This is a genomic window from Lysinibacillus sp. fls2-241-R2A-57 (assembly GCF_030209535.1).
In the GTDB taxonomy this organism is placed as follows: Bacteria; Bacillota; Bacilli; order Bacillales_A; family Planococcaceae; genus Lysinibacillus.
Genome location: NZ_JARVRU010000092.1, coordinates 1 through 26,475, shown reverse-complemented (window position 1 = coordinate 26,475; position 26,475 = coordinate 1). Strand labels below are relative to the sequence as shown.

Below are 26,475 nucleotides of genomic sequence, written 5' to 3'. Positions count from 1 at the left end.
TGCTCACTGTAGGAATAGCCGCAGGTGGAAGCTCATAGTCATCGATCATACATGATACCTAGAATTAAAGGAGATTTTCCTATGAAAATAACAAAGCTAGCAAAAGGTATTTCCTTAAAACGACCACTTGAAGGTGGCAATGAAGAACAATTAAAGGTTGTACGTCAAGTATTGGCAGATGTTCGTGCACAAGGTGATACAGCCATACGTTTGTATACAGAAAAATGGGATGGTTTTGCCCCTGATCATTTACGTGTAACGAAGGAAGAGATAGAAGAGGGCGCAAATAGTATTGATCAACAGCTTTATGCTGATTTAACAGAAGCTGCCCAAAATATTCGCTTTTATCATGAGCAGCAGAAGCGTTCAGGTTATCGCTTAGAGCTAGGTGATGGGTCGTGGCTTGGGCAACGAATTACTGCTCTTGATGCAGTAGGACTTTATGTTCCTGGCGGTACAGCAGCGTACCCTTCGTCAGTCTTGATGAACGTTATTCCTGCACAAGTTGCTGGTGTTAAACGCATTGTTATGACATCTCCAGCAGGTCGCGATGGAAAATTACCTCCAGGTGTACTTGCTGTGGCGCATATTTTAGGGGTAGAGGAAATATATAAAATCGGTGGAGCACAGGCGATTGCGGCTCTTGCATATGGCACGGAAACAATTACACCTGTTGATAAAATTACAGGTCCAGGAAATATTTTTGTAGCATTAGCCAAACGTGAGGTATTTGGTGAGGTAGCGATTGATATGATTGCAGGTCCAAGTGAAATTGCAGTGTTAGCAGACGACACGGCATTTGCTGATGAAATCGCTGCGGATCTTTTATCACAGGCTGAGCATGATAAATTGGCTTGTGCCATTTTGGTGACAACTTCTGAGCATATGGCTAAAAAAGTGGCTGATGAAGTGGAGAAGCAATTAACTACTTTACCGCGTGAAGAGGTAGCACGAGCATCTATTGAAAACTTTGGTGCCATTTATGTGGCTGAAACGATGGCAGATGCCATTGATGCCATTAATTCGCTAGCACCTGAGCATTTAGAAATTGTCACAAAAAATGCTGAGGCTGTAGCTGAACAGGTAAGGCATGCAGGAGGTATTTTCATCGGTCGTTATAGCTCTGAACCAGTAGGTGATTATTTTGCGGGGACAAATCATGTACTGCCAACGAATAGCACTGCACGCTTTGCAAGTGGTTTAAACGTCGATGATTTTGTGAAAAAATCGAGCGTTGTCTTTTATAGTGAAAAAACTTGGGCAGAGAATGCACCGAAAATTGCACGTCTAGCACGTATGGAAGGCTTAGAGGGCCATGCTCGTGCAGTCGAATCACGCGGATGGGAAAAGGAGTAGCACAATGACTGAAAAGAAACGATATGCAAAAGTTGAACGGACAACAAATGAAACTCAAATTTCAGTAGCAATCGATTTAGATGGTGAAGGAAAGGCTGATATTAAAACGGGTGTTGGCTTTATGGACCACATGCTAGACTTATTTATCAAACATGGGCTTTTTGATGGGACGATACAAGCAAATGGTGATACTTATATAGACGATCATCATACAACTGAAGACCTTGGAATTGTATTAGGTCAAGCAATTCGTGAAGCACTCGGTGATAAAAAAGGAATCAAGCGCTACGGTACAGCATTTGTGCCAATGGATGATGCACTTGCACAAGTAGTTGTAGATTGCTCAAATCGTCCGCATTTAGAATATCGTGTACCACAGTTGAAGGAGAAAGTTGGAAGTTTCGATACGGAATTAGTACATGAATTTTTGTGGAAATTTGCACTTGAGGCTCGGATGAATGTTCATGTCATTGTACCGTATGGACATAATACACATCATATTATTGAAGCTATTTTTAAGGCGTTAGCACGTGCCATTGACGCAGCAGTAGAAATTGATCCACGTGTTAAAGGTGTACCGTCGACTAAGGGGCTGTTAACGTGAAAATAGGTGTTATTGATTATGGTATGGGGAATTTATTTAGTGTCGAACAGGCATTAAAACGACTTGGCTGTGAAGTTGTTGTCACGGCTGACGAAAAAGTGCTAGATGCAACAGATGCACTGTTGCTCCCTGGTGTTGGGGCATTTCCCGACGCCATCAAACGTTTAGCTGAAACGAATTTAGATCGATATTTGCACAAGGTGAAAGCTGAAAATCGACCACTTCTCGGAATTTGCTTAGGAATGCAATTATTATTTGAGCAAAGTGAAGAGGTGTCACCGACGAAAGGTTTGGGCTTTTTTAAAGGAAGCATTAAACGATTTAGTGGAGACAACGGTGAGCGGAAGTACCGAGTACCACATATGGGATGGAATGAGCTTGTCGTGACAAAGCGGCCTTCATGGTTGAAGGGTGAAGTAGCGGCAAAGCATGTGTATTTTGTCCACTCATTTTATGCAACAGATATAGACGAAACAGAGCTTGTCGCTTATGCGGATTATCATGGCATTAAAGTTCCAGGCATTGTTGTAAATGGTTCTATTACTGGAATGCAGTTTCACCCTGAAAAATCAGGTGAACTAGGTGTCTATTTATTAGAACAATGGTTGAAGGGGGTGGCTTCATGTTAACAAAGCGCATTATTCCATGTCTTGATGTGAAAGAGGGGCGTGTTGTAAAAGGTGTACAGTTTGTGTCATTACGTGATGCGGGTGACCCAGTAGAGCTTGCCAAGTTTTATGATGAACAAGGGGCAGATGAACTTGTGTTTCTAGACATTTCGGCATCACATGAAGGTCGTGAAACAATGGTTGATGTAGTGCGACAAACTGCAGCTACATTAGCCATTCCGTTTACAGTAGGTGGTGGAATTCGGACTTTAGATGATATGAAACGCATTTTACGTGCAGGTGCCGATAAAGTATCAGTGAATACTTCTGCTTTAGAACGACCAGAGCTTATTAAAGAAGGTTCGGACTTTTTTGGCGCACAGTGTATTGTTGTAGCCATCGATGCACGCTATAGTGAAGAAGATGCTACCTGGATGGTTTATACGCATGGAGGCCGAAACAAAACAACATGGCAAGCAACAGAGTGGGCCAAGGAAGCGGTTCGTTTAGGGGCTGGTGAAATTTTATTAACGAGTATGAATCAGGACGGAGAGAAATCAGGTTTTGATTTAGCATTAACAAAAGCCGTGAGAGAGGCTGTGACAGTTCCTGTTATTGCAAGCGGCGGTGCAGGGAATGCCGACCATTTTTACGAGGTATTAGCTGAAGATGTCGATGCAGATGCAGCACTTGCCGCATCCATCTTCCATTATAAAGAAACAAGCGTAGCGCAAGTAAAAGAATACTTACGTGAAAAAGGAGTGGCAGTAAGATGATTGACAACATTAAATTTGATGATAAAGGTCTTGTCACTGCAGTAGTACAAGATGCTAATACAAAAGAAGTATTAACTGTAGCATATATGAATAAAGAATCATTGGAGAAAACGCTTGAATCAGGAGAAACATGGTTCTTCTCACGTTCACGTCAAGAGCTTTGGCATAAAGGAGCAACAAGTGGTCATACACAAAAAGTTGTGTCTATAAAAGCGGACTGTGATGGTGACGCATTAGTCGTGGAAGTAATTCCTGCTGGCCCAGCTTGCCATAATGGTACAATTTCTTGCTTTACGGAGATCATTCAGCAAAATGCCAAGGTCGGCTCTGTTGAGATTATTTCTAGACTTGTAAATGTCATTGAAAAGCGTGAGCAAGAAATGCCAGAAGGAGCGTATACTACATATTTATTCGATAAAGGAATCGATAAAATTTGTAAAAAAGTCGGCGAAGAAGCAACAGAGGTTGTTATCGGTGCAAAAAATCGTGATGCTGAAGAAGTGAAATGGGAGGCTGCCGATTTAATATATCACCTACTAGTGTTACTACAAGAACAAAAAGTAAGTGTTTATGATGTGCTACATGTGTTGGAAAAACGTCACGAAGAGAAATAACGGCATATTGCTTATTGTATGGTATAATAGAAGTTACTGTGTAAAGGAACGTGTGATACGTTCCTTATTTCTTGTTTCGGAGGAAATATTTTGGAAAAGAAACGTCAAAAAGAAAATCAATCGAATATAGTGTCGTTCATTCCCACAGGCGACTATTATTATAAAAAATCCATTCAAGCAATGAATAGCGGACAAATGAATAAGGCGTATAAATATTTACAGCGAGCAGTTGATTTAAGTCCTGATGATCCAATGATTTTATTGCAATTAGCGATTATAGAGTTAGAGGGTCAACGTTTTGAGGAATCGTATGATCTTCTTCATCGTGCCTATCAGATAGATCCAGATAATCCAGAAATTATTTTTTACATGGCAGAGGTATCTGGATGCGTTGGTATTATGCATGATGCTAAACGCTTTGCAGAGCAATATTTACAAATAGAGCCAGAGGGTGCTTATGCAGTTGAAGCGGCTGAAATATTAGAGTTTGTTGCCTTTGAGCAAGATGATTTTGAGGAGCTTGAAGGTTCTGGTGAAGATTTATATCGGCAGGAACAGGCGAGGCGCTGTATGGAAAAGGGCGATTTCCCAGAAGCTATTACTATTCTAGAAGACTTAATTGAAGATAGACCAGATTTTTGGTCGGCCTATAACAACTTAGCTCTTGCCTATTTTTATGTTGGTGAAGCAGAACAGGCGAAGGCTCTTCTAAACAAGGTACTACGTGAAAATAAAGGGAATTTACATGCACTTTGTAATTTAACTGTGATTGCGTATTATGAAAAAAATGAAGAGGATTTAAAGGGTCTTTTAGAAGTACTTATGAAAATTCAGCCATACACATGGGAACATCGTTATAAGCTGGGTGCAACATTAGCTCTTGTTGGACAGTATGATTTAGCATTTAAATGGTTGCGTAGCATGCAAAAACGTGGCTATGCGGGAGATGCTGGCTTTTACTTCTGGTTATCCCACGCAGCGTATTTTTCTGAACATGAAGAGATTTCAAAGAGTGCATGGGAACAGCTACTTGAGCTAGATCCAGAAAAAGAAGGCTTTGAACCTTGGCGCCAAGAGGAAAATGTATATGCGCTTGATGCATTAGAGCATGATTGTGATTATATTGTGGAAAAGCTGGAGAGCGATTATACAAGTGAACGCATATTTGGTTTATTTTTACTAAGCTGCACCGCGCATAAACAGGAAATTATTGCGCATCCCAAATGGATAGACGTTGAGCAATTTAATGCGTATGAAAAGCTATTCCTCGCTTATGCTTTAGGACATCAATTTGATATGAAAAACAAAGTAGAGGCTAGCTTTATACGAGCAGTAAGTGTACCAGAAATTTTACTAGAACAGTATGGTAAACTAACGACATTAATTGCACCAATGTTCCAAATGTGGTTTGTGCTTTGTGAGCAAGCATTGATTAACAATTATCGTTTCACAAATCCAGCGGCTATTGCAGGAGCAAATGACTATTTATTCCGCTCTTCGCGTAATCTCAAGGTGACAAAAAAAGAGATAGCTCAGCAATACGGAGTATCCGTGTCAACATTATCGAAGTATATTGATGAAATTTTAATGTTTTTACCAAGTACGAATAATTAGACTGTGAGCAACATAGTTGAATAACTTTTTACTTTCACATACGATGAACATACTGTAGTTATTATTAATGGAGTCTTGGCTGCGTCCGAGGCATTATCTTCATTGCACATATGGAATGAAGATAAAAAAGTATTTGTTTAGGGGGAAGTATTTATGTCAGAAGAAAAAATTTATGATGTTGTAATAATTGGTGCAGGTCCGGCTGGTATGACTGCGGCTGTTTATACATCACGTGCCAACCTTTCAACTTTAATGATTGAACGTGGGATCCCTGGCGGACAAATGGCAAATACAGAAGAAGTAGAAAACTATCCTGGATTTGATACAATTTTAGGGCCTGAGCTATCGACAAAAATGTTCGACCATGCTAAAAAATTTGGTGCAGAATATGCGTATGGCGATGTAACTGAAATTATTGATGGTGAGGAATATAAAACAATAAAATCAGGTGCTAAAGAATATAAAACACGAGCAATTATTCTTTCTACAGGTGCGGAATATAAAAAAATGGGTGTGCCTGGCGAGAAAGAACTTGGAGGTCGTGGTGTCAGCTATTGTGCAGTATGTGATGGTGCATTCTTCAAGCAAAAAAATCTTGTTGTCGTAGGTGGCGGAGATTCTGCTGTTGAAGAAGGTGTTTACTTAACTCGCTTTGCTGATAAAGTAACAATCGTGCACCGTCGTGATAAATTACGTGCACAAAAAATTCTTCAAGATCGTGCCTTTGCTAACGAAAAAATTGATTTCATTTGGAATGCAACTGTTAAAGAAATTAATGAGGCAGATGGTAAAGTTGGAAGTGTAACATTACAATCAACTGTAGATGGTACAGAATCTGATTTTGCTGCTGATGGCGTATTTGTTTACATTGGTATGCTACCTTTAACTAAACCATTTGAGTCTTTAGGGATTTTAAATGAAGCTGGTTATATTGTGACAAATGAAAATATGGAAACAACGATACCAGGAATCTTCGCAGCAGGAGATGTACGTGAAAAATCACTACGTCAAATCGTTACAGCGACAGGTGACGGAAGTATTGCAGCACAAGCAGTACAACATTATGTGGAAGAATTATTAGAAAAAATTAATGCTTAAAGTGAATCAAGAGATTGGCTCATCACCAGAAGTTGTGGATGACATTTCGCCCAGTCGGAACGGAAATCCCCCACATTATGGGTATGATCCTCTTGATTTAATTTTAAGGAAAAAAATACAATTTTAATACGGTCTTAATATAGTTGTAACTTGAATGACATATAAAAGGTGTAATATATAAAGTGTAATTAGCAATCCCCCTTTTATTTTGTTGAGTAGGTTGTTTCCGCCTAAATAGGTGGAGCAACCTATTTTTGTTGTTAAAGAAACTATAAATTTTCAGGCGTGTTGATTAGGGAAAAATAGGTTTAATATTGTACGATAAATGGATTTTTTTGTTACTATTTTTCTGATATATTTCCATTTTAACTGATTGTAGCGTAGGGCTACTCGACTCCCGCGGGAAAGCGAGACAGACGAGACCCTGCACGGAGCGAATGTTTTCTGTGCGAAAGCGAAGCGACAGCAACGAAGCGGAGGAAGCGGCTCGGCGCTCGCCCGCAGGAAGCCTTGCTCTGCGCGAAAGCGAAGCGTCAGCGACAAAGCGAGTAGCCCGTAGCGGAAATCAGCCTCTTTGAATGTATAAAAATGGTTAATTAACACATCTGATAAATTTTTAATTATGGATAACCAGTCATTCTCGGGCTAAAGTGGTGGACCGTTTACTTTTATTTCGAGCTCTCCAGCGCTCGCTTAGCGCATTTGATCTGTGCATAAAATTTTTGATTTTTTATTGCGTTGTTTCATATGTTTAAGTAGTAGTTAAAAACATGGTTCCTGTAAGTATTAGTGAAGTTAAAATTGCAATGCTCCTAAAATTCTGAATTGAGGACAAACCTTGTTTGGTCTTGGTATAATAAAAGGTAGAATGCAAAAGTGATTAGAGGTGTGCCTATGCAAAGAATTGCAAATTTAATAGCCGTGAAAGACGGTCAAGTATTATTACTTCAGAAGCCAAGACGTGGCTGGTACGTAGCTCCTGGCGGTAAAATGGAGAGCGGTGAGTCAATTTATGAGGCTGCTGTACGTGAGTTTCAAGAAGAAACAAATGTCACACCATTAAATGCTCATTTAAAGGGTGTTTATACGATGATTATTAAAGAAAATAATGAGGTAGTTGACGAATGGATGCTTTATACATTTGTTGCAAAGGATATAGAAGGTGTACCGTTTGAAGAAACTAGAGAAGGCAAACTTGCATGGCACCCAGTAGAGGATTTGAAACATTTGCCAATGGCTGAAGGTGATCGAACAAATTTACAATTTGCTATCTCACAATCAGGCATTCAGTACGGTACGTTTGAATATACGACGGATTTTGAATTACTTCATGAGAAAATACAAATATCAATAGAACAATAAAGGAGCTGCATGATAGTGGTGGTTGAAGGCCAAAAAAATACACATGAATTGGTTATTATTACAGGGATGTCTGGAGCTGGGAAAACAGTAGCTATTCAAAGCTTTGAGGATTTAGGGTATTACTGTATTGATAATTTACCACCAGCGTTGCTCACGACATTTTTAACCTTACTCAGGGATTCGGGTAAAAATATTTCACGTATTGCAGCTGTCATGGATATGCGTGGTGGCGACTTTTTTGATTCTCTTATTGGAGCCCTCGACCATATACTTAAAGAAGGCGATACTGTTGCACGAATTTTATTTTTAGATGCAGATGATGCAACTTTAGTTAGACGCTATAAGGAAACAAGACGTGCACATCCATTAGCTGTAAATGGGTTACCGTTAGATGGTATTAAACAGGAACGAAAGCTCTTATCGGAAGTGAAGGGTCGAGCTAAATTTGTCTATAATACATCTAATATGAAGCCCAAAGAGCTACGCGAAAAAATCGTTAAAGAATTTGCCAGTGATGCTGATAATACTTTCTCAGTCAATATCATGTCTTTTGGATTTAAGCATGGTATGCCGATAGATGCAGACTTAGTGTTTGACGTTCGTTTTTTAAAAAATCCATATTATGTAGAAGAGTTACGACATAAAACGGGTTTACAAACTGAGGTATCTTCTTATGTTTTGGCACTTGAAGATACGCAAACACTCATTCAAAAACTAACGGATTTGTTTGAATTTATGATTCCTCTCTATAGACAAGAGGGCAAATCACAACTTGTTATTGCTTTTGGTTGTACTGGAGGACAGCATCGTTCAGTGACATTAACAGAATATTTCGGGGCATATTTAGCTAGTAAGGAAAATACTGTTATCACGCATCGTGACATCAATCGTAGAAAGGATTGAGTGAATGGGAAAGAAGCGAACAAAGCTTGTTGTAATAGGTGGTGGTACAGGGCTTTCTACTTTATTACGAGGGCTCAAGCACCACCCATTTGAAATTACTGCAATTGTGACAGTAGCTGATGACGGTGGTTCTTCAGGACGCTTACGGGATGACTATGATATCCCACCACCTGGTGATGTTCGTAATGTTATCGCAGCTTTATCGGATGTTGAACCGCTTGTAGAGCAAATGTTTCAATATCGATTTTCAGCATCAGAAGATTTAAGTGGGCATTCATTAGGTAATTTAATGCTGACTGCTTTAACAGACATTACTGGGGATTTTAACCATGCTATTAGTGAAATGGGAAAGGTTTTAAAGGTCCATGGTCGCGTTATACCAGCAGCTAATAAAAAGATAAATTTACATGCAGAGCTTGAGGACGGTTCAGTAATTGAAGGTGAATCTAAAATTCCGATGGCTACAAAACGAGTTAGTCGTGTTTTTTTAGTACCTGAAAACGTGAAACCGTTACCAGAGGCTATTCGAGCAATCTATCGTGCTGACTATATTTTAATTGGTCCGGGAAGTTTATATACAAGTATTATTCCAAACCTTCTTGTAAAAGGAATTGGGGAGGCTGTTGTAAAAGCTAAGGGAAGAAAAATATACGTTTGTAATTTAATGACTCAAAAAGGTGAAACTATTTCCTATACAGCAGGTGACCATGTTAAAGCTTTATACAAGCATGTTGGAGATTCCTTTATAGATTCTATTTTGGTGAATGATGTAAAACTACCTCATCCTGTAAAAGAGCTTTATAAGGAAGAATGTGCGGAGCCAGTGACATTTGACGTTGCAAAGCTTGAAAGTATGGGATTAGAGGTTATTAAACGAGATATTGCTACGATTCGTTCAGACGGAACGGTTCGTCATAATGCAGCAAACGTTGCAAAATGGCTTGTAGATTACGCAAATATCTATAAGCAAACAGAAAGTGAACCAATAATAGAATCATAAAGCGCTATTTGTATATGATAAGATGGACATATACATAGAACTAAAGGTTGAAAGGAGGGCGTGATATGTCTTTTGCTTCTGAAACCAAAAAGGAATTAACCCAAATAGAAGCGGACAATCATTGTATGAAAGCAGAAGTATCTGCCCTAATTCGTATGAATGGTTCATTATCCTTTGCTAATAAACAGTTAAGCTTAGACGTACAAACTGAAAACGCTGCAATCGCAAGAAGACTTTATACGATTATGAAAAAGATGTATCCATATAATGTAGAGTTACTTGTTCGAAAAAAAATGCGTTTGAAAAAAAATAACGTATACATTTGCCGTGTAAGAGAAGGTGCGCGTGAGCTACTAATTGATTTAGAAATCATCTCAGACGACTTTCAATTTAATCATACTATTTCTCGAAAGCTCATTGAAAAGAGTGGCCAAAAAAGAGCGTATTTACGAGGCGCATTTTTAGCAGGTGGCTCTGTCAACAATCCAGAAACATCAGCCTACCATTTAGAAATTTATTCATTATATAAAGAGCATGGCGAAGCTTTAATGGATTTGATGAACGAATTTGAGTTGAATGCAAAAACAATTGAACGAAAAAAAGGCTTTGTTACCTATTTAAAAGAAGCGGAAAAAATTTCTGATTTTCTTAATATTGTTGGCGCTCATCAAGCCATGATGAAATTTGAAGACGTTCGTATATTGCGAGACATGAGAAATAGTGTTAATCGCATTGTCAACTGTGAAACTGCAAACTTAAATAAAACAATAGGTGCAGCATTACGTCAGGTAGAGAATATTCGTTTTATTGAAAACTCAATAGGCCTAGATCAATTGCCTGAAAAACTTCGTGAAATTGCACGATTACGAGTAGAATATCAAGATGTAACGCTAAAAGAACTTGGTGAAATGGTATCAAGTGGAACGGTTAGTAAATCAGGTGTCAATCATCGATTACGGAAAATCGATGAAATTGCCGATGCTTTAAGACGTGGTGAAAAAATTGGTGGTTAAATTTTCATACTTTTCAGGTATGAATGTCATGCGTAATCACGTATTGTTCTTTAGCTAGTAAGTGAGGTAAGATAAAACTAATAAAATGAACGGTAGTAAAGGGGAGTTTTGAGAATGACCGAGAGAAGAGTCCATGTAAAATTAAAATTAGGACTACAAGCTAGACAAGCAGCGCTATTTGTACAAGAAGCAAATCGTTTTAGCGCAGATATCTTTCTTGAGAAAGACGAGAAAAAAGTAAATGCTAAATCCATTATGGGTGTTATGAGCTTAGCCATCGCAAAAGGAACAGAGGTTGTTCTAAGCAGTGATGGTAACGACGCTGAGCAAGCGGTTACAGCATTGGCAGCACTAATCGAAGAAGAAGATTAAAAAACATATAATGCAAAGAGACTGTCCAAGACGTAAAACTTACATCTTGGGCAGTCTTTTTGCTCTTCCACATTGAAAAAACAGGTCCCATCCTATTTGTACAATCTAAAATGAAGGTCAATGCTATGCAATTTCAATCGTCGAAGTGATGGATAGAAAGGGGAAAGTTGCGGATAGAAGAGTTGAAGCGACGACGGGTAGAACAATCGAAGCGAAGGAAAGAAAAGGCCGGAAAAGGCAAGGCGAAGGAAAGAAAAGGCAAGGCGAAGGAAAGAAAAGGCAAAGCGAAGGAAAAAAAAGGCAAAGTGAAGGAAAGAAAAGGCCGGAAAAGGCAAGGCGAAGGAAAGAAAAGGCAAAGTGAAGGAAAGAAAAGGCCGCGGTGGATAGAAGAGTCGAAATGATGGATAGAAAGGGAAAAAACGTGGATAGAAGGGCCAAAATCGTGGATAGAAGGGCCAAAATCGTGGATAGAAAAGCCGAAATGCCGGATAGAAGGGCCAAAGTGAAGGAAAGAAAAGGCCGCGGCGGATAGAAGGGCCGAAATCGTGGATAGAAAGGCAAAAAACGTGGATAGAAGGGCCAAAAACGTGGATAGAAAAGCCGACGTGACGGATAGAAAAGGCCGCGGCGGATAGAAGGGTCGAAATGATGGATAGAAAGGGAAAAATCGTGGATAGAAGAGCCGAAGTGACGGATAGAAGGGCCAAAGCGAGGGAAAGAAAAGGCTCGAAGCGATGGAAAGAGCCAACAGAGTGACGGAAAGAAATCCAAGCGACGGAAAGAATCATCCAAGCGACGGATAGAACTATCGGAGCGACGGAAAGAGCCGCCAGAGCGACGGATAGAAATTAAAGTGACGGAAAGAACTATCCAAGTGACGGAAAGAACTATCCAAGCGACGGAAAGAGCCGCCAGAGCGACGGATAGAAATTAAAGCGACGGAAAGAACTATCCAAGCGACGGAAAGAATCATCAAAGTGACGGATAGAACAATCGCAACGACGGAAAGAGCCGCCAGAGTGACGGATAGAAATCAAAGCGACGGAAAGAAATCCAAGCGACGGAAAGAATCATCCAAGCGACGGATAGAACTATCGGAGCGACGGAAAGAGCCGCCAGAGCGACGGATAGAAATTAAAGTGATGGAAAGAACTATCCAAGCGACGGAAAGAATCATCAAAGCGACGGAAAGAATCATCCAAGCGACGGATAGAACTATCAAAGCGACGGAAAGAGCTATCGGAGCGACGGAAAGAGCTGCCAGAGCGACGGAAAGAACTATCCAAGCGACGGAAAGAATCATCAAAGTGACGGATAGAACTATCAAAGCGACGGAAAGAGCCGCCAGAGCGACGGATAGAAATTAAAGTGACGGATAGAACAATCGCAACGACGGAAAGAACCTCCAGAGTGACGGATAGAAATTAAAGTGACGGAAAGAGCTGCCAGAGCGACGGATAGAACTATCCAAGCGACGGATAGACCTATCGCAACGACGGATAAAACATCCCAACATTATATGTAGAACCAAAAAAGACATCTCAGAAATAATAAATCTGAGATGTCCTAATTTTTATTTACGGTCGCTACGATCCATAATATGGTCGATTAAGCCGTATTCTTTTGCGCGCTCAGCAGTCATGAAGTTATCGCGATCTGTATCTCTTGAAATAACTTCAAGCGGTTGACCCGTGCGTTCTGATAAAATACCATTTAATTTTTCACGTAAGAATAAAATACGTTTTGCAGCGATTTCGATTTCAGTTGCTTGACCTTGTGCTCCGCCAAGAGGTTGGTGAATCATTACTTCAGCATTCGGTAATGCGAAGCGTTTACCAGGTTCACCAGCAGCAAGTAGGAAAGCACCCATAGATGCTGCCATACCAATACAAATTGTTTGTACTTTTGGCTTGATGATTTGCATTGTGTCATAAATTGCCATACCAGCAGTGATAGATCCACCTGGTGAGTTAATGTAAAGAGAGATATCTTTATCTGGATCTTCTGCTTGTAGGAATAGAAGTTGAGCAACAATTGAGTTAGCAACATTGTCGTCAATCGCACTTCCTAATAGGATAATACGGTCTTTTAGTAGTCGTGAATAGATGTCATATGCACGTTCACCACGACTTGTTTGTTCAATAACTGTAGGAATTAAATTCATGTTAAATCCTCCTTAAAAAACTAAATTCGAATACTTTTGCTGAAAAACATCCGTTGTGTTTCAGCTGTATCCTTATCATACACATTATAGTCAGGGAAGGTCAAATATTAACCCTGCTAAAGTGAAATTAATTAAATAAAAAATGGATCGATGCAAAAATCTGATCTTGCTTAAAAAGTATTGCGAAGTACGGGCGACGAGAAGGCTCAGGCAACGTCTGCGTAAAGCGTCCGGTCGTAGTCATGCGCAGTCAACTACATATTTTGGTGAAGAGCCTAAAAAAAATTAAAATCTTTTGCATTCTATAGTTGAATTATGAGCAATAGGTTTGTATAATTGATAAGGTCATAAGTTAAAGTACAGTACACTATTTTGCAGGTATGCTTCAAATGAGGATTATCTACATCATGCTTTTCATAAAGCCTAGAGTGAGTACTTTTTTTTTGTGGTCTTAATTGCCCTCGTGGTGTAATGGATAACACGTAAGATTCCGGTTCTTGCACTGGGGGTTCGATTCCCTCCGAGGGCGCCATTTTACTGATTAATTGATTTACTTTTATAGCTCATTCTCCTAATAAGTAGTTTAGCAGCCTGCTTAGTGGAGAAAGAGGGGAAATAATGGGAATACTATCTATTAGCATTATTCCCGTATGTGTTCCTTTCAAACCTTCAAAAAAAGCAACAACTCCAAATTATTTTTTAGTGAACATACTGTACGTGAAGACTAGTGTACTAGTCGGAAAAAAGAATCCTATCTGAGGGGATTCTTTTTTTTTTGCAAAATAGATCCACTGCCTATAAATGTATAAATATTCATCAGCTTGCACTATTTTCATTTATTCAAACCATTATATTCTAAAAAACCCAGACGAAATAAATTTTTATGAAAAAATAATTACTTTTATACAGAATGTTATTGTCTAAAGAGAATAATGTCACTATAATTGACCTAATAGTCTAAAGTTTCCGAATTGACTAAAATATTAAGTGTGTTTCGGAAAACAATCGAATTAGGGGGAGTAGCTATGAAAAAAAGTTTATCTATGTTACTTGTGGTCGTCGCAGCATTTGCAATAGTTTTAGCAGGTTGTGGCGCAAAAGAAAAGACATCATCTGGTAGCGAGCCATCCGAAGGTGAAAGTGGTAAAAAAGTTTATAAGGTAGGAACAGAAGCTACTTTTGCACCATTCGAATCGCTTGATGATAAAGGTAATGTTGTAGGAATTGATGTCGATATTTTAAAGGCGATTGCTGATGAAATGGGATTTGAAGTGGAATGGCAAAATATTGGTTGGGAGCCTGTATTCCAAACAATTAAGAATGGTGAAACAGATATCGGTGCATCTGGGATAACTATTAATAAAAAGCGTAAAGAGTCATTTGACTTTACTGAGCCATATTATGAATCTCAATTAGTAATCGTTGTAAAGGAAGATTCAAAGATTAAATCTTTAGATGATTTAAAAGATAAAAAGATTTCGGTACAAATTAATGCTACTGGTCATGAAGCTGCTAAAAAGCTTCAAGGTGAATCAAGTACAAATATTATGGCATTTGAAACCCAACCAATTGCTATTCAAGAGATGCTAAATGGAAACGTAGACGCAACAATTGGTGATAATGCGGTAGTTTATGAATATATTAAGGCACATCCAAAAGAAAAGCTTAAAGTAGTTAAAGATGACGCATTTGAAAAAGAATATTATGGATTTATGGTTCAAAAAGGGAATAAAGAGCTGTTAAACCTATTAAATGAAGGTCTGAAAAAAATTAAAGAAAACGGTAAATTAAAAGAAATTACAGGAACAGAATTTAAGTAATAATAAATACATGATGCCACTAGTATAGTTATGCTAGCGGCTCATTTATTTTCATATAGCAAAATGTTATTGTAGCGAAAGCAAATCGGCAGCTACAGCTACAAATGTTCTCTGTTGCGAAAGCAAAGCGACAGCTACAAATGTTCTCTGTTGCGAAAGCAAAGCGACAGCAACAATTACGCCAATGCGAAATTGATTTTTGATGGAATTAAAAGGGGAAGTGGGGTTTTCGGATGGACATCTTTGACTTACGCTGGGACATAGTCTGGAACTACCGTGATATGTTTATACGTGGTATTGGTGTGACGCTAATTTTAACGCTCAGTGGTTATTTTGGCGGAATTCTTTTAGGGCTATTTTTAGGACTTGGAAAATTATCGACTAGAAAATGGATTTATTGGCCATGTAAACTGTACGTAGATTTATTTCGTGGGACACCGATGCTTGTACAAATTTTATTAATTCACTTAGCGGTGATACCGACTATTTTTGGACATTCATTAGGCTATATGGTGTCAGGGATTACGGCGCTTATTTTAAACTGTGCGGCATACAATGCAGAGATTTTCCGTGCGGGAATTCAAAGTATTGCTAAAGGACAAATGGAGGCAGCTCGTTCTCTTGGCTTAACACATAACCAAGCGATGCGAAAAGTCATTTTACCACAAGCTTTTAGACGAATGATTCCGCCGTTAGGTAATGAGTTTATTGCTTTATTAAAAGACTCATCTTTAGTAACCGTTATTGCGGCTCCAGATATTTTATATGCAAGTAAAGTAGTAGCAGGAGCGAGCTTCCGTTTCTGGGAACCATATATTGTTGCAGCAGTATTATATTTAATTTTAACGTATGGTGTAACAAAGATTGTAGCATTTATTGAAAAGCGATTTAGTAATAGCTATGTCCCTCGTAAGACAGAAGGGCGGGAAGCACGATGATTAAAATTGAAAATTTACACAAATATTTCGGCAAATTGGAAGTATTAAAAGGTATTGATTATGAAATTCAAGAAAAGGAAGTTGTTTGTGTAATTGGCCCTTCAGGTTCGGGGAAAAGTACATTTTTACGTTGCATTAATATGTTAGAAGAAGTAACAGATGGTGCCATTTATATCGAGAATGTGAAGATTAATGATCCGAAAACAAATATTAATGCGATACGAGCTGAAGTGGGTATGGTGTTTCAACAATTTAATTTATTCCCACACATGACAGTTATAGATAATGTGACGATGGCTCCGATGCAAATCCGTAAAATGGGTAGGGCAGAAGCGGAAGCACTTGGACATGAGTTGTTGAAAAAGGTCGGTCTTGATAGTAAGGCTTATAACTACCCTGAGCAGCTTTCTGGTGGTCAGCAGCAACGTGTTGCCATTGCTCGTGCTTTAGCGATGAAACCAAAGGCCATGTTATTTGATGAACCTACTTCGGCACTTGATCCCGAAATGGTAAAAGAGGTACTAGATGTTATGAAAAATCTAGCCGCTGAAGGAATGACGATGATTGTTGTGACACATGAAATGGGCTTTGCTCGTGAAGTTGGAGATCGTGTTGTCTTTATGGATGGTGGCTATATTGTTGAAGAGGGAACACCTAAGGAACTTTTTGGTAATCCTCAAAACGAACGAACGAAAGCATTTTTAGGGAAAGTTTTATAGTTCATTAAACAAGAGCAGTCTCTTTGTGATAGACATCACAGTAGAGACTGCTCTTGTTTTTATAATTAATGAAGGGGATTTGTTGTAGTGTCGTATGCACTAAGCATCGTTTGCATATCCTGTTGAGAATATTGTGGTACTTGATAGTAGCCGTGCATATTTTGGTAAATAGATAATTCGTATGCCATTTCGATGCAGTTGGGAATACTATCTGCAACAACGCGTCGAACTACAGGGTTTGTAGTTTCCGTTGCCGCTGCGGTCATACATTTTGCTGCCCCTTTTTGAGCCCCTAATAGGAAGCCAGAAATTGCTTCATCGTTGAGTTCACTTGCATTTTGCATCGGTTTTTTAGGCTGGCCAGGATTTAATCCAAATTTAAAATTATTGCCTGTCTCCATTTGATAGCGACCTGTAGGAACAGAAGGATCATGACCTGTTTTAAATGATTCCACAATAGTATTGTACATACCTAATGTGAAATTATATTGACGATCCAAAATGCTAAGTAATTCAGGGTCCTTAATATGTGGACGTAAAACAATGGATTGATTCATACCAGCAATGATTTCGCCAATTGTTTCATGCATGTCCATTAGTTCATGCCCACCATGATTTAGGCTTTGTTGTTGGTTGAATGATGATGTTTGGTTTGATGATTCGTTATGAAACGATTGTGACAAAAAAAGCGCCTCCTCAATATCATAGTTTGTTACAGTACTAAGTATGGCATTTTAGACAAATTTCATACGGCAATAAAGTATTTGCATATATGTAGAATAAAGATGTTTTTTACTGTTGGTATAGAAAAGAAGACGAAGGAGGTTGTAAATTGAAAAAAATATTTGGACCTATAGGGATTATCGTTATTATTCTTGTTGTATTGGCCTTACTATTTATTCCAAAATACAATAGCCTTGTAACAGCCGAAGAAAGTGTTGATTCAAAATGGGCTCAAGTCGAAAATCAGCTACAACGTCGCTATGATTTGATTCCGAATATAGTAGAATCTGTTAAAGGATACGCTAATCATGAGAAGGAAGTTATTACTAGCATTACAGAGGCACGTGCACAAATGGGGAGTGCACGTAGTCCAGAGGAACAGGCGGTAGCCAATGATGCATTGAACGGGGCACTTAGTCGATTGCTAGTAGTCGTTGAAAATTATCCAAATTTAAAGGCAGATGCGAATTTCCGTCAATTAATGGATGAATTAGCTGGAACAGAAAACCGCTTAGCTGTTGCTCGAGAAGACTACAACAATGAAGTGCAGACTTTTAATAAATCGGTCAAACGTTTCCCAGGAAATCTAATTGCAGGAATGTTTGGCTTTGAAAAGAAAGAATACTTCAAAGCAGCTGCGGGAGCTGAAAAGGCACCATCTATAGATTTTAGCAATTCAGGTAAACAATAATGAAACGTTTTATCGCACGATTTATAATCATTTGTTCCATGTGTATTTTATCTATAAAGGTTGCCAATGCAGCAATGCCTGCACCGATGAAAAATACGTATATTCATGATTTTGCTAATGTTTTGTCTGCTTCGGTGAAGAAAGAGCTTGATCGTTTTTCAGAGCAGCTAGACAAAGGCACCGGTGCTGAAATTATGATCGTAACTGTAGATAACATGAATGGCCAAGAACCAAAAATGTATGCTACAAAAATGATTCGTTCGTGGGGCATTGGTGATAAAGAAAAAAATAATGGTGTCTTAATATTAGCAACATTTGGGCAAGGTGAAGGCAATAATGATGTCGTCATTGCTGTAGGTCAAGGTCTCGAAGGAGCATTACCAGATGGCAAGCTGGGACGCATTTTAGATACAGCATTTTATCCAAATGCAAGTGCTGGAAATATTGATAAGGCATTTAAAGCAACGTATGCTGAAGTATTTCAAACTGTCGCACAAGAATACAATTGGGATGGAGAGCTACCTGAAAAGAATGTTGACGATGAAGAAATGCCGACGTGGATGTTTATTTTACTCGTTATTATAGTACTTATTATTTATACATTTATGTCAAATGGTAGGGGAAGAGGACCTCGTTCAGGTGGACGTGGCGGTTTTCCTGGTGGTTTTGGTGGCGGTTCTGGAGGTAGTGGCTTTGGTGGATTCGGAGGAGGCTCATCTGCTGGTGGTGGTGCAAGTCGGAAATTTTAATGAATTCTTTGTATCTAAAGTGAGCTGTTTATTTCAGTTCGCTTTTTTTATAGGATTAAAAGAGAAATTTTATGGCACATCATCAAAAGTTGTGAATGATATTTGTTAAAAAGTATGCCATGAGCCAATTTTAATTAAATATAATCAGGTGTATTGATTGGCAAAAAAATAGGTTTATTGACGATAAAGGATTTTTTTGTTGCTATTTTGCTAATATATTCCCATTTTTAACTGATTGTAGCGTAGGGCTACTCAGAGGGAATTAGCCCTTATCCGTCTCATCACTAATAGTTGTGGATGACATTTTTAAGAATATACGCTCGTATATTAGTTGATTGGAGTGGAGACTGGGCGACTCCTTGGGGATTAGCGTCACAGATGAGACCCTGGAGCGAGCAACGCGAGTGAAGCGGCTCATCGGACGCCCCCAGGAAAGCGCCCAGTCGGAACGGAAATCAACCACACGCTATGGTGATGAGTCAATTTTATTTAAATACTATCAATTATTGACAAAAGGACTAAAATTGTTATAATTTCATTGTATCGACAAACGATATAACGTGTACTGATATAAGGAGGAAACATTTTGAAAAAAAGATTTTTATCAGCATCATTAGCAATTATTTTAACATCATCTGTAGTTATTCCTGTATCTATGCAGGAAGTGCGCGCTGCCAATGAAACTAGCAGTCAAGTAGAAGTAAAAGCGGAACAACTATCTGCAAAGGAGTTTCTAGATTTAGCTGTCACAACTCTAACATTCCAGCATGGCTCAGAGACAATGCGTAAACAAATCATTGATCAGTGGGTAAAAGGCGAAGAATTAAAAGATTTAGGTGCGAATATTAAACGTGATGAAGCGGCACGTATTTTAGTAAGAGCCTTAGATAAAGAGGAAAAAGAAACAACACTTGCTGAGTATCAAGAAAAAGCAAATAAGCTTGGTTTATTTAACGGTCTTTCAAATAGTGAAACAATTACTAAGCAAGACGCAGTTAAAATTTTGAATAATGCAAAAAAAGTGAAAAATGGTGTAAGTAATGAAGGCGTGAAAGAAATTTCTGTAGAAGATTTCATGAAAAATCCAGGTAACTTCGGTTATGAACTTTCACCAGATGGTAATTACATTACGTTCACCGCTCCATGGGAAAATCGTTCAAATGTTTTCGTAAAGAAAATGAATGACGATAGCGAGCCAGTACGTGTATCTAGCTCAAAAGATCGTGATATCGCCGGATCGTTCTGGAAAGATGATAATTTACTATATGTAAAGGATAAAGGTGGCGACGAAAACTTCCACATTTATTCAACATCATTTAACGGTAATGAGGAAAAAGATTTAACTCCTTATCCAAATGTAACAGTTGGGTTATTAAGTGGTTTAAAGGGCGTTAAAGACGAAATCCTTATTATGATGAATAAAGAAGATGCAAAAGTCTTTGATGTGTACAAGCTGAATGTGAAGACTGGTAAAACAACACATGTTGCTAAAAACCCAGGCAATATTGTTAGCTGGTTAGCAGATCGTGATGGCAATGTACGTATGGCAGTTGCTTCAGACGGTGTAGAAGGCACTGTTCTTTATCGTGATTCAGAAAAAGATGAATTCAAGCCATTTATTGAATTTAAAGCAGGGGAACAAGTAATGCCACTTGCCTTCTCTAAAGACAATAAACATATTTACGCAACTTCTAATAAAGGAAGAGACAAAGTAGAAGTAGTTAAATATGATTTAGAAGGTAAAGAAGAAGTAATTATGTCCAACCCAGACGTGGATGTAGCAGGTGTATTATATAGTGCTGATAAAGATAAATTATTATACGGTACCTATGTAACAGATAAGCTGCATTATCAATTCTTTGACGAGGACTTTGAAAAATTATTCCGTAAACTTCAAAACAAATTAGGTGTTTCTGAAAGTGAATTAGGCATCAATGATTACAACAAAGAAATGACAAAATTCATTGTTAGTGTTGCTAGTGACACTGTTTTCGGAAAATTCTATTACTACGATTCAACAACAGATGAATTAAAAGAATTGGCAACGTTAAGCCCTTGGTTAAACTCAGAGGAGCTTGCGGAAATGCATCCAATTTCCTATAAGAGTAGAGATGGCTTGACAATTAACGGTTATTTAACTTTACCTAAAAACAAAGAGGCTAAAAACCTACCTCTTATCGTCAATCCACACGGTGGACCATGGGCTCGAGACATGTGGGGCTTTAATCCAGAAGTACAACTACTAGCAAACCGTGGTTATGCGGTATTACAAGTGAATTTCCGTTCTTCAACAGGTTACGGAAAAGAGTTTTTAGAGGCTGGTAATAAACAATGGGGTCTAAAAATCCAAGATGATATTACAGATGGTGTACAATGGGCAATCGACCAAGGTATTGCAGACCCTAAACGCATCGGAATTTACGGTGCATCATTTGGAGGCTATGCAACGTTAGCTGGTATCACTACTACACCAGATCTATATGCAGCAGCAGTTGATTATGTAGGTGTATCGAATATCTTTACATTATTAAATACAATTCCTCCATATTGGGAAACAGTGCGTAACCAATTTTATGAACGTGTAGGGCATCCAGAGAAGGATAAAGAGCTATTAACAGCAGCTTCACCTGTCTTCCATGTTGATAAAATTAAAACACCGTTATTTGTAGCTCAAGGTGCAAATGATCCGCGTGTAAATCAGGCTGAATCTGATCAAATTGTTAAAGCATTACGTGAAAGAGGCGTAGATGTGGAATATATGCTGAAAGATAATGAAGGCCATGGTTTCCAAAACGAAGAAAACAAAATTGAATTCTATAATGCAATGCTAAAATTCTTAGATAGTCATTTAAAAAAATAATATAAGAAGACTGTGCAGGATATATCTTGCACAGTTTTTTCTATGGATTCAATAATTTTTGTTAACTAGACAAATCAAAAGAGGAGTCTTCGCTTTGCTATTCATGTACTAGATCGTTTTCATCTTGCTCAATTGTATAACTAATGATTGACAAAAATACTAAAATTGTTATGATTTTGTTGTATCGACAAATGACATTACGCGATTGATTAAAGGAGGAATCATTTTGAAAAAAAGATTTTTATCTGCATCATTAGCTGTTATTTTAACGACATCTGTAGTCATTCCTGTATCTATGCAGGAAGTCCGCGCTGCCAATGAAACTAGCAGTCAAGTAGAAGTAAAAGAGGAAAGTTTATCTGCTAAGGAATTTTTAGATTTAACTGTCACAGCTCTAACATTCCAACATGGATCAGAGACAATGCGTCAGCAAATTATTGATCAGTGGGTAAAAGGCGAAGAATTAAAAGATTTAAGCGCGAATATTAAACGTGATGAAGCAGCACGTATTTTAGTAAGAGCTTTAAATAAAGAGGAAAAAGAAAAAACACTTGCTGAATATCAAGAAAAAGCCAATAAGCTTGGTTTATTTAACGGTCTTTCAAATAGTGAAACAATTTCTAAACAAGATGCAATTAAAATTCTGAATAATACGAAAAAAGTGAAAAGCGGTGAAAGTAATGAAGGCGTGAAAGAAATTTCCGTCGAAGATTTCATGAAAAATCCAGGAAGCTTTGGCTATTCACTTTCACCAGATGGTAATTATATTACGTATAATGCTGAATGGGAAAATCGTTCAAATGTTTTCGTGAAAAAAATGAACGATGATAGCGAGCCGGTACGTGTATCTAGCTCAACGGATCGTGATATCGCTGGATCGCTCTGGAAAGATGATAATCTACTATATATAAAGGATAAAGGTGGCGACGAAAACTTCCACATTTATTCGACAACATTTAATGGCAATGAGGAGAAGGATTTAACACCTTATCCAAATGTAACAGTTAGATTCTTAAGTGATTTACAGGGTGTTCAAGACGAAATCCTTATTTTGATGAATAAAGAAGATGCGAAAGTCTTTGATGTGTACAAGCTGAATGTCAAGACTGGTAAGACAACACATGTTGCTAAAAATCCAGGTAATATTAGTAGCTGGTTAGCAGATTCGAATGGCAATGTTCGAATGGCAGTAGTTTCAGACGGTGTAGTAGGAACGATCCTTTATCGTGATTCAGAAAAAGATGAATTCAAGCCATTTATTGAAATAGAAGCAGGGGATGAAATAAACCCTTTTAGTTTCTCAAAAGACAATAAACATATTTACGCAACTTCTAATAAAGGAAGAGATAAAGTAGAAGTAGTTAAATATGATTTAGAAGGTAAAGAAGAAGTAATTATGTCGAACCCAGAAGTGGATGTATCGGGTGTATTATATAACGATGAGAAAGATAAAGTATTATATGGAGCGTATGTAACAGATAAAGTACATTATCAATTCTTTGACGAGGACTTTGAAAAACTATTCCGTAAAATTCAAAACAAATTAGGTGTTCAAGAAAGTGAATTAGGCATCAATGACTACAACAAAGATATGACAAAATTTATTGTTAGCGTTTCTAGTGACACTGTTTACGGGAAATATTATTACTATGATTCAACAACAGATGAATTGACAGAAATGGCTACATTAAGCCCTTGGTTAAAACCAGAGGAGCTTGCGGAAATGCATCCAATCTCCTACAAGAGTCGAGATGGCTTAACAATTAACGGCTATTTAACTTTACCGAAAAACAAAGAGGCTAAAAACTTACCACTTATCGTCAATCCACATGGTGGTCCATGGGCGCGTGATATGTGGGGCTTTAATCCAGAAGTACAATTACTAGCAAACCGTGGTTATGCCGTGCTACAAGTGAATTTCCGTTCTTCTTCGGGTTACGGAAAAGAGTTTTTAGAAGCGGGTAATAAACAATGGGGTCTGAAAATTCAAGATGATATTACAGACGGTGTACAATGGGCAATCGACCAAGGCATTGCTGACCCTAAACGCATCGGAATTTACGGTGCATCATTTGGAGGCTATGCAACTTTAGCTGGTATCACTACTACACCAGATCTATATGCAGCAGCAGTTGACTATGTAGGAATATCGAATATCTTTACATTATTAAATACAATCCCTCCATATTGGGAAACAATGCGTAACCAACTTTATGAACGTGTAGGGCATCCAGAGAAGGATAAAGAACTATTAACAGCTGCTTCGCCTATCTTCCATGTGGATAAAATTAAAACGCCATTATTTGTAGCTCAAGGTGCAAATGATCCACGTGTAAATAAAGCTGAATCTGATCAAATCGTTGAGGCATTACGTGCAAAAGGCGTTGAAGTGGAGTACATGTTGAAAGAAAATGAAGGTCATGTCTTCCAAAATGAAGAAAACCGCATTGAATTCTATAATGCAATGCTAAAATTCTTAGATAGTCATTTGAAAAAATAATTCGAGAAAAAACTGTGCAGGAAGTAAGTTGCTTGCACAGTTTTTTTTCTAGTTAGAGGACTTATTATAAGGGCTTAATACTAATAAGTTAAGTAGAAGGAGTCATGCTAGCACGAGAATGAGAGAGTTGGCAAGTAATGGGGATTACAGTATCTTACTTATAGATAGCTGTTTCGTTTTATAATTACTTTATGGAGGTGCTGTAATTGAACGTGAAATTTTTTAGTCGAGCTAATTGTGGATTATGTGTAGAGGGACTGCATACATTAAAGCTTGTACAGGAGGATATACATTTCGATATTGAAATTATTGATATTGAAGAAGATGAGAGCATACATGAAAAATATATGTTAATGATTCCGGTAGTAGAAAAAGATGGGCAAGTTATACAATACGGCAATTTGGATTACGCCACACTGATGGAGAATTTATGTAGTGAATAACAAAGGGGGAATTTGCTGATGTTCATACCAGCGGCTTTTAAAATAAAAGATATTTCTGAGATGATAGAAGTTATTCAGGAGAACAGTTTTGCGACACTTTTTTCAACCCATGAAGGAATACCTTATGCAACACATCTTCCATTATTGTTCAATGACAAAAAAGACTGTTTAATTGGACATTTTGCAAAAGGTAACCCTCAATGGAGGGGTATTGAAAACCAAAAAGTTTTAGCAGTGTTTCACGGACCGCATTGCTACATATCTCCATCATGGTATGAAACAAATCAAGCTGTCCCAACATGGAATTATGTAGCAGTACATGTTTATGGTGAAATAGAGCTTATTGACCACAATGATGAACTAATAAAATCATTTAACAACATGATTGAAAAATATGAACACAGTAACAGCACATATAGCCTAACTCAGGTAGATGAACAACGTGTAAGCAATCTAAACAAAGGGGTTCAAGGTTTTAAATTAAAAATCTCAAGTATGGAAGGTAAGAAGAAGTTAAGCCAGGACCATTCTAATGATAGACAGAAATTAGTGATTCAAAAATTAGAAGAAATCGAACAGACAAATGAGCAGCAAATCGCTCATTTAATGAAGCAAAACATTAAGTGAATGAAATCTACACTAAAAATTCTGCATTTCTCCTGCTATATAAGTGGCAGTGAAGAAAGAGCAGAATTTTTTATCTTATTTCAGCAGTTTTTTGGATATCCATTCGCTGAAATAGAGGAACTCAGCCTAAAAATATCAGTTACTGTCGCTTCATTTATACTACGCTTTCACGCAAAAAATATTTGTTGCTGTCGCTACGTTAGCACTGTGCTTTCGCACATAAAACATTTGTTGCTGCCGCTACGTTAGCACTACGCTTTCGCACATAAAACACTGTTGGCCCACGGATTATGCTTTACCCAAATCTTAAGAGGTAATATCCACAATTCACAAATTGTTCAATGAAAGCGTTATGAATTTGAACAGTTTGTGAAGACCTTCACATTAGGCTTTATTTTTTAAAAAATCGGAGTAGAATAGGAATCAAGTAAGAGGTTGTTATAAAACAGTTTGCAAAAGTATCACGATTTTTAGTGGTTGTTATATTACAAAAACATAAACATATTTGAAGGGAGATTTTACAATGTGGGTTATTACAGTATTTGAGAAAAAGGACGTTCGTATTTTTGAATACACAAATAAAAATGAAGCAACAAAAGCTTTAGGCGGATTTAAGAAAAACGCAATATTATCTTTCACAAAATAAGCTAACTAAAAACTCGTAGCCATGTCAAATTGGTTACGAGTTTTTCATTGTGTTGAAAAACAAAATAATCAAGGATTTTACTAATAAGAGGTACTCTCCTATTAGATTAAACTTTATTACAAAGTCCGATCATTTAAATTAAAGTGTGGACTAAATTAGACATTTAATGATAATGGGATCATCACTAAAAGTTGTGGATGACATTTTTTAAAATATATGCGCTGTATATTAGTTGATTGGAGTGGAGGCTGGGCGACTCCTTGGGGATCAGCGTC

30 protein-coding genes and 1 tRNA gene are annotated in these 26,475 nt (G+C 37.9%); 25 read left to right on the top strand and 6 right to left on the bottom strand.

The features are described 5' to 3' along the window. Positions 1–81: 81 nt before the first annotated feature. The 13 genes from hisD to QRN68_RS15735 all read left to right on the top strand — a co-directional run bounded on the left by hisD (position 82) and on the right by QRN68_RS15735 (position 11,320). Positions 82–1,356 carry a histidinol dehydrogenase gene (gene hisD, locus QRN68_RS15795; RefSeq protein WP_285397856.1) on the top strand — a complete coding sequence of 425 codons (1,275 nt, stop codon included), beginning with the start codon at positions 82–84 and terminating at the stop codon, positions 1,354–1,356. Between the two features lie 4 nt (positions 1,357–1,360). After that, a complete protein-coding gene (gene hisB / locus QRN68_RS15790; RefSeq protein ID WP_053485806.1) occupies positions 1,361–1,960 on the top strand; it encodes an imidazoleglycerol-phosphate dehydratase HisB in 600 nt (199 codons plus the stop codon). Further along, positions 1,957–2,589 carry an imidazole glycerol phosphate synthase subunit HisH gene (hisH, locus tag QRN68_RS15785; RefSeq protein WP_285397855.1) on the top strand — a complete coding sequence of 211 codons (633 nt, stop codon included), beginning with the start codon at positions 1,957–1,959 and terminating at the stop codon, positions 2,587–2,589. The genes hisB and hisH overlap by 4 nt, the downstream gene beginning before the upstream one ends. Next, positions 2,583–3,344, top strand: a complete 762-nt coding sequence (gene hisF / locus QRN68_RS15780; RefSeq protein ID WP_285397854.1) for an imidazole glycerol phosphate synthase subunit HisF — start codon at positions 2,583–2,585, stop codon at positions 3,342–3,344. Before hisH ends, hisF begins: the two co-directional genes overlap by 7 nt. Next, positions 3,341–3,958, top strand: coding sequence for a bifunctional phosphoribosyl-AMP cyclohydrolase/phosphoribosyl-ATP diphosphatase HisIE (gene hisIE, locus QRN68_RS15775; protein WP_285397853.1), 618 nt, complete (start codon positions 3,341–3,343; stop codon positions 3,956–3,958). The genes hisF and hisIE overlap by 4 nt, the downstream gene beginning before the upstream one ends. A 90-nt stretch (positions 3,959–4,048) precedes the next feature. After that, positions 4,049–5,572 (top strand): tetratricopeptide repeat protein, encoded by a 1,524-nt coding sequence (locus tag QRN68_RS15770; RefSeq protein WP_285397852.1) that lies wholly within the window; start codon positions 4,049–4,051, stop codon positions 5,570–5,572. A 153-nt stretch (positions 5,573–5,725) separates the two neighbouring features. After that, entirely contained in the window at positions 5,726–6,670 is a 945-nt protein-coding gene (trxB, locus tag QRN68_RS15765) for a thioredoxin-disulfide reductase (protein WP_285397851.1), read from the top strand. A gap of 446 nt (positions 6,671–7,116) precedes the next feature. Further along, on the top strand, positions 7,117–7,248 hold the full coding sequence (locus QRN68_RS15760; RefSeq protein WP_285397850.1) for a hypothetical protein: 132 nt from the start codon (positions 7,117–7,119) through the stop codon (positions 7,246–7,248). Between the two features lie 316 nt (positions 7,249–7,564). Beyond that, positions 7,565–8,032: an NUDIX domain-containing protein gene (locus tag QRN68_RS15755; RefSeq protein ID WP_285397849.1), complete on the top strand. Its 468-nt coding sequence runs from the start codon at positions 7,565–7,567 to the stop codon at positions 8,030–8,032. Between the two features lie 9 nt (positions 8,033–8,041). Further along, a complete protein-coding gene (gene rapZ / locus QRN68_RS15750; protein WP_285397847.1) occupies positions 8,042–8,935 on the top strand; it encodes an RNase adapter RapZ in 894 nt (297 codons plus the stop codon). Positions 8,936–8,939: 4 nt separating this feature from the next. Continuing rightward, positions 8,940–9,935 carry a gluconeogenesis factor YvcK family protein gene (locus QRN68_RS15745; RefSeq protein ID WP_285397846.1) on the top strand — a complete coding sequence of 332 codons (996 nt, stop codon included), beginning with the start codon at positions 8,940–8,942 and terminating at the stop codon, positions 9,933–9,935. 65 nt (positions 9,936–10,000) lie between these two features. Further along, positions 10,001–10,948, top strand: coding sequence for a DNA-binding protein WhiA (gene whiA, locus QRN68_RS15740; protein WP_285397845.1), 948 nt, complete (start codon positions 10,001–10,003; stop codon positions 10,946–10,948). A gap of 114 nt (positions 10,949–11,062) precedes the next feature. After that, the gene (locus QRN68_RS15735) at positions 11,063–11,320 is read left to right on the top strand and encodes an HPr family phosphocarrier protein (protein WP_285397844.1); all 258 of its coding nucleotides are present in this window, start codon (positions 11,063–11,065) and stop codon (positions 11,318–11,320) included. A 92-nt stretch (positions 11,321–11,412) separates the two neighbouring features. On the opposite strand, the gene QRN68_RS15730 is transcribed toward QRN68_RS15735, so the two are convergent. From QRN68_RS15730 to clpP, 5 genes are read right to left on the bottom strand one after another with little or no spacing between them, the layout of a single operon-like run. Continuing rightward, complete coding sequence (locus tag QRN68_RS15730) at positions 11,413–12,108, bottom strand: hypothetical protein (RefSeq protein WP_285397843.1); 696 nt, start codon at positions 12,106–12,108, stop codon at positions 11,413–11,415. A 17-nt stretch (positions 12,109–12,125) separates the two neighbouring features. After that, positions 12,126–12,293, bottom strand: a complete 168-nt coding sequence (locus QRN68_RS15725; RefSeq protein ID WP_285397842.1) for a hypothetical protein — start codon at positions 12,291–12,293, stop codon at positions 12,126–12,128. A gap of 60 nt (positions 12,294–12,353) precedes the next feature. Beyond that, positions 12,354–12,647: a hypothetical protein gene (locus QRN68_RS15720; protein ID WP_285397841.1), complete on the bottom strand. Its 294-nt coding sequence runs from the start codon at positions 12,645–12,647 to the stop codon at positions 12,354–12,356. Positions 12,648–12,683: 36 nt separating this feature from the next. After that, complete coding sequence (locus QRN68_RS15715; RefSeq protein ID WP_285397840.1) at positions 12,684–12,851, bottom strand: hypothetical protein; 168 nt, start codon at positions 12,849–12,851, stop codon at positions 12,684–12,686. Between the two features lie 42 nt (positions 12,852–12,893). Then, positions 12,894–13,484, bottom strand: coding sequence for an ATP-dependent Clp endopeptidase proteolytic subunit ClpP (gene clpP, locus QRN68_RS15710; protein ID WP_285397839.1), 591 nt, complete (start codon positions 13,482–13,484; stop codon positions 12,894–12,896). Between the two features lie 457 nt (positions 13,485–13,941). Here clpP and QRN68_RS15705 point away from each other — a divergent pair. From QRN68_RS15705 to QRN68_RS15690, 4 genes are all read left to right on the top strand, one after another. Next, positions 13,942–14,016 (top strand) — tRNA-Arg (locus tag QRN68_RS15705). Positions 14,017–14,509: 493 nt separating this feature from the next. Beyond that, the gene (locus tag QRN68_RS15700; protein WP_285397838.1) at positions 14,510–15,304 is read left to right on the top strand and encodes a basic amino acid ABC transporter substrate-binding protein; all 795 of its coding nucleotides are present in this window, start codon (positions 14,510–14,512) and stop codon (positions 15,302–15,304) included. A 233-nt stretch (positions 15,305–15,537) separates the two neighbouring features. Beyond that, a complete protein-coding gene (locus tag QRN68_RS15695) occupies positions 15,538–16,242 on the top strand; it encodes an amino acid ABC transporter permease (RefSeq protein ID WP_285397837.1) in 705 nt (234 codons plus the stop codon). Continuing rightward, positions 16,239–16,961 carry an amino acid ABC transporter ATP-binding protein gene (locus QRN68_RS15690; RefSeq protein ID WP_285397836.1) on the top strand — a complete coding sequence of 241 codons (723 nt, stop codon included), beginning with the start codon at positions 16,239–16,241 and terminating at the stop codon, positions 16,959–16,961. The genes QRN68_RS15695 and QRN68_RS15690 overlap by 4 nt, the downstream gene beginning before the upstream one ends. A 65-nt stretch (positions 16,962–17,026) precedes the next feature. Here QRN68_RS15690 and QRN68_RS15685 read toward each other — a convergent pair whose 3' ends face one another. Further along, positions 17,027–17,644: a spore coat protein gene (locus QRN68_RS15685; RefSeq protein ID WP_285397835.1), complete on the bottom strand. Its 618-nt coding sequence runs from the start codon at positions 17,642–17,644 to the stop codon at positions 17,027–17,029. 149 nt (positions 17,645–17,793) lie between these two features. Between QRN68_RS15685 and QRN68_RS15680 the strand changes: the two genes are divergently transcribed. The 8 genes from QRN68_RS15680 (at position 17,794) to QRN68_RS15645 (ending at position 26,200) form a co-directional block, all read left to right on the top strand. Further along, positions 17,794–18,375, top strand: coding sequence for a LemA family protein (locus QRN68_RS15680; RefSeq protein WP_285397834.1), 582 nt, complete (start codon positions 17,794–17,796; stop codon positions 18,373–18,375). Continuing rightward, the gene (locus QRN68_RS15675) at positions 18,375–19,124 is read left to right on the top strand and encodes a TPM domain-containing protein (protein WP_285397833.1); all 750 of its coding nucleotides are present in this window, start codon (positions 18,375–18,377) and stop codon (positions 19,122–19,124) included. Before QRN68_RS15680 ends, QRN68_RS15675 begins: the two co-directional genes overlap by 1 nt. A gap of 359 nt (positions 19,125–19,483) precedes the next feature. Next, entirely contained in the window at positions 19,484–19,657 is a 174-nt protein-coding gene (locus QRN68_RS15670; RefSeq protein ID WP_285397832.1) for a hypothetical protein, read from the top strand. Positions 19,658–19,710: 53 nt separating this feature from the next. Continuing rightward, positions 19,711–21,984, top strand: coding sequence for a S9 family peptidase (locus tag QRN68_RS15665; RefSeq protein WP_285397831.1), 2,274 nt, complete (start codon positions 19,711–19,713; stop codon positions 21,982–21,984). 226 nt (positions 21,985–22,210) lie between these two features. After that, complete coding sequence (locus tag QRN68_RS15660) at positions 22,211–24,484, top strand: S9 family peptidase (protein ID WP_285397830.1); 2,274 nt, start codon at positions 22,211–22,213, stop codon at positions 24,482–24,484. 206 nt (positions 24,485–24,690) lie between these two features. Next, positions 24,691–24,927, top strand: a complete 237-nt coding sequence (locus tag QRN68_RS15655; protein WP_285397829.1) for a glutaredoxin family protein — start codon at positions 24,691–24,693, stop codon at positions 24,925–24,927. 18 nt (positions 24,928–24,945) lie between these two features. After that, positions 24,946–25,554, top strand: a complete 609-nt coding sequence (locus QRN68_RS15650; RefSeq protein ID WP_285397828.1) for an FMN-binding negative transcriptional regulator — start codon at positions 24,946–24,948, stop codon at positions 25,552–25,554. Between the two features lie 523 nt (positions 25,555–26,077). Next, the gene (locus QRN68_RS15645; RefSeq protein ID WP_263297453.1) at positions 26,078–26,200 is read left to right on the top strand and encodes a hypothetical protein; all 123 of its coding nucleotides are present in this window, start codon (positions 26,078–26,080) and stop codon (positions 26,198–26,200) included. Positions 26,201–26,475: the final 275 nt, after the last annotated feature.

Bases quoted from the DNA above. Each gene is read 5' to 3' on its own strand.
- QRN68_RS15755 (WP_285397849.1), top strand. From the start codon at position 7,565: ATGCAAAGAATTGCAAATTTAATAGCCGTGAAAGACGGTCAAGTATTA.
- QRN68_RS15735 (WP_285397844.1), top strand. From the start codon at position 11,063: ATGACCGAGAGAAGAGTCCATGTAAAATTAAAATTAGGACTACAAGCT.
- QRN68_RS15645 (WP_263297453.1), top strand. From the start codon at position 26,078: ATGTGGGTTATTACAGTATTTGAGAAAAAGGACGTTCGTATTTTTGAA.
- trxB (WP_285397851.1), top strand. From the start codon at position 5,726: ATGTCAGAAGAAAAAATTTATGATGTTGTAATAATTGGTGCAGGTCCG.
- clpP (WP_285397839.1), bottom strand. From the start codon at position 13,484: ATGAATTTAATTCCTACAGTTATTGAACAAACAAGTCGTGGTGAACGT.
- QRN68_RS15650 (WP_285397828.1), top strand. From the start codon at position 24,946: ATGTTCATACCAGCGGCTTTTAAAATAAAAGATATTTCTGAGATGATA.
- hisB (WP_053485806.1), top strand. From the start codon at position 1,361: ATGACTGAAAAGAAACGATATGCAAAAGTTGAACGGACAACAAATGAA.
- QRN68_RS15725 (WP_285397842.1), bottom strand. From the start codon at position 12,293: ATGATTCTTTCCGTCGCTTGGATAGTTCTTTCCGTCGCTTTAATTTCT.
- hisIE (WP_285397853.1), top strand. From the start codon at position 3,341: ATGATTGACAACATTAAATTTGATGATAAAGGTCTTGTCACTGCAGTA.
- hisF (WP_285397854.1), top strand. From the start codon at position 2,583: ATGTTAACAAAGCGCATTATTCCATGTCTTGATGTGAAAGAGGGGCGT.
- whiA (WP_285397845.1), top strand. From the start codon at position 10,001: ATGTCTTTTGCTTCTGAAACCAAAAAGGAATTAACCCAAATAGAAGCG.
- QRN68_RS15700 (WP_285397838.1), top strand. From the start codon at position 14,510: ATGAAAAAAAGTTTATCTATGTTACTTGTGGTCGTCGCAGCATTTGCA.
- QRN68_RS15690 (WP_285397836.1), top strand. From the start codon at position 16,239: ATGATTAAAATTGAAAATTTACACAAATATTTCGGCAAATTGGAAGTA.
- QRN68_RS15695 (WP_285397837.1), top strand. From the start codon at position 15,538: ATGGACATCTTTGACTTACGCTGGGACATAGTCTGGAACTACCGTGAT.
- QRN68_RS15730 (WP_285397843.1), bottom strand. From the start codon at position 12,108: ATGATTCTTTCCGTCGCTTGGATTTCTTTCCGTCACTCTGTTGGCTCT.
- QRN68_RS15745 (WP_285397846.1), top strand. From the start codon at position 8,940: ATGGGAAAGAAGCGAACAAAGCTTGTTGTAATAGGTGGTGGTACAGGG.
- rapZ (WP_285397847.1), top strand. From the start codon at position 8,042: ATGATAGTGGTGGTTGAAGGCCAAAAAAATACACATGAATTGGTTATT.
- QRN68_RS15675 (WP_285397833.1), top strand. From the start codon at position 18,375: ATGAAACGTTTTATCGCACGATTTATAATCATTTGTTCCATGTGTATT.
- hisD (WP_285397856.1), top strand. From the start codon at position 82: ATGAAAATAACAAAGCTAGCAAAAGGTATTTCCTTAAAACGACCACTT.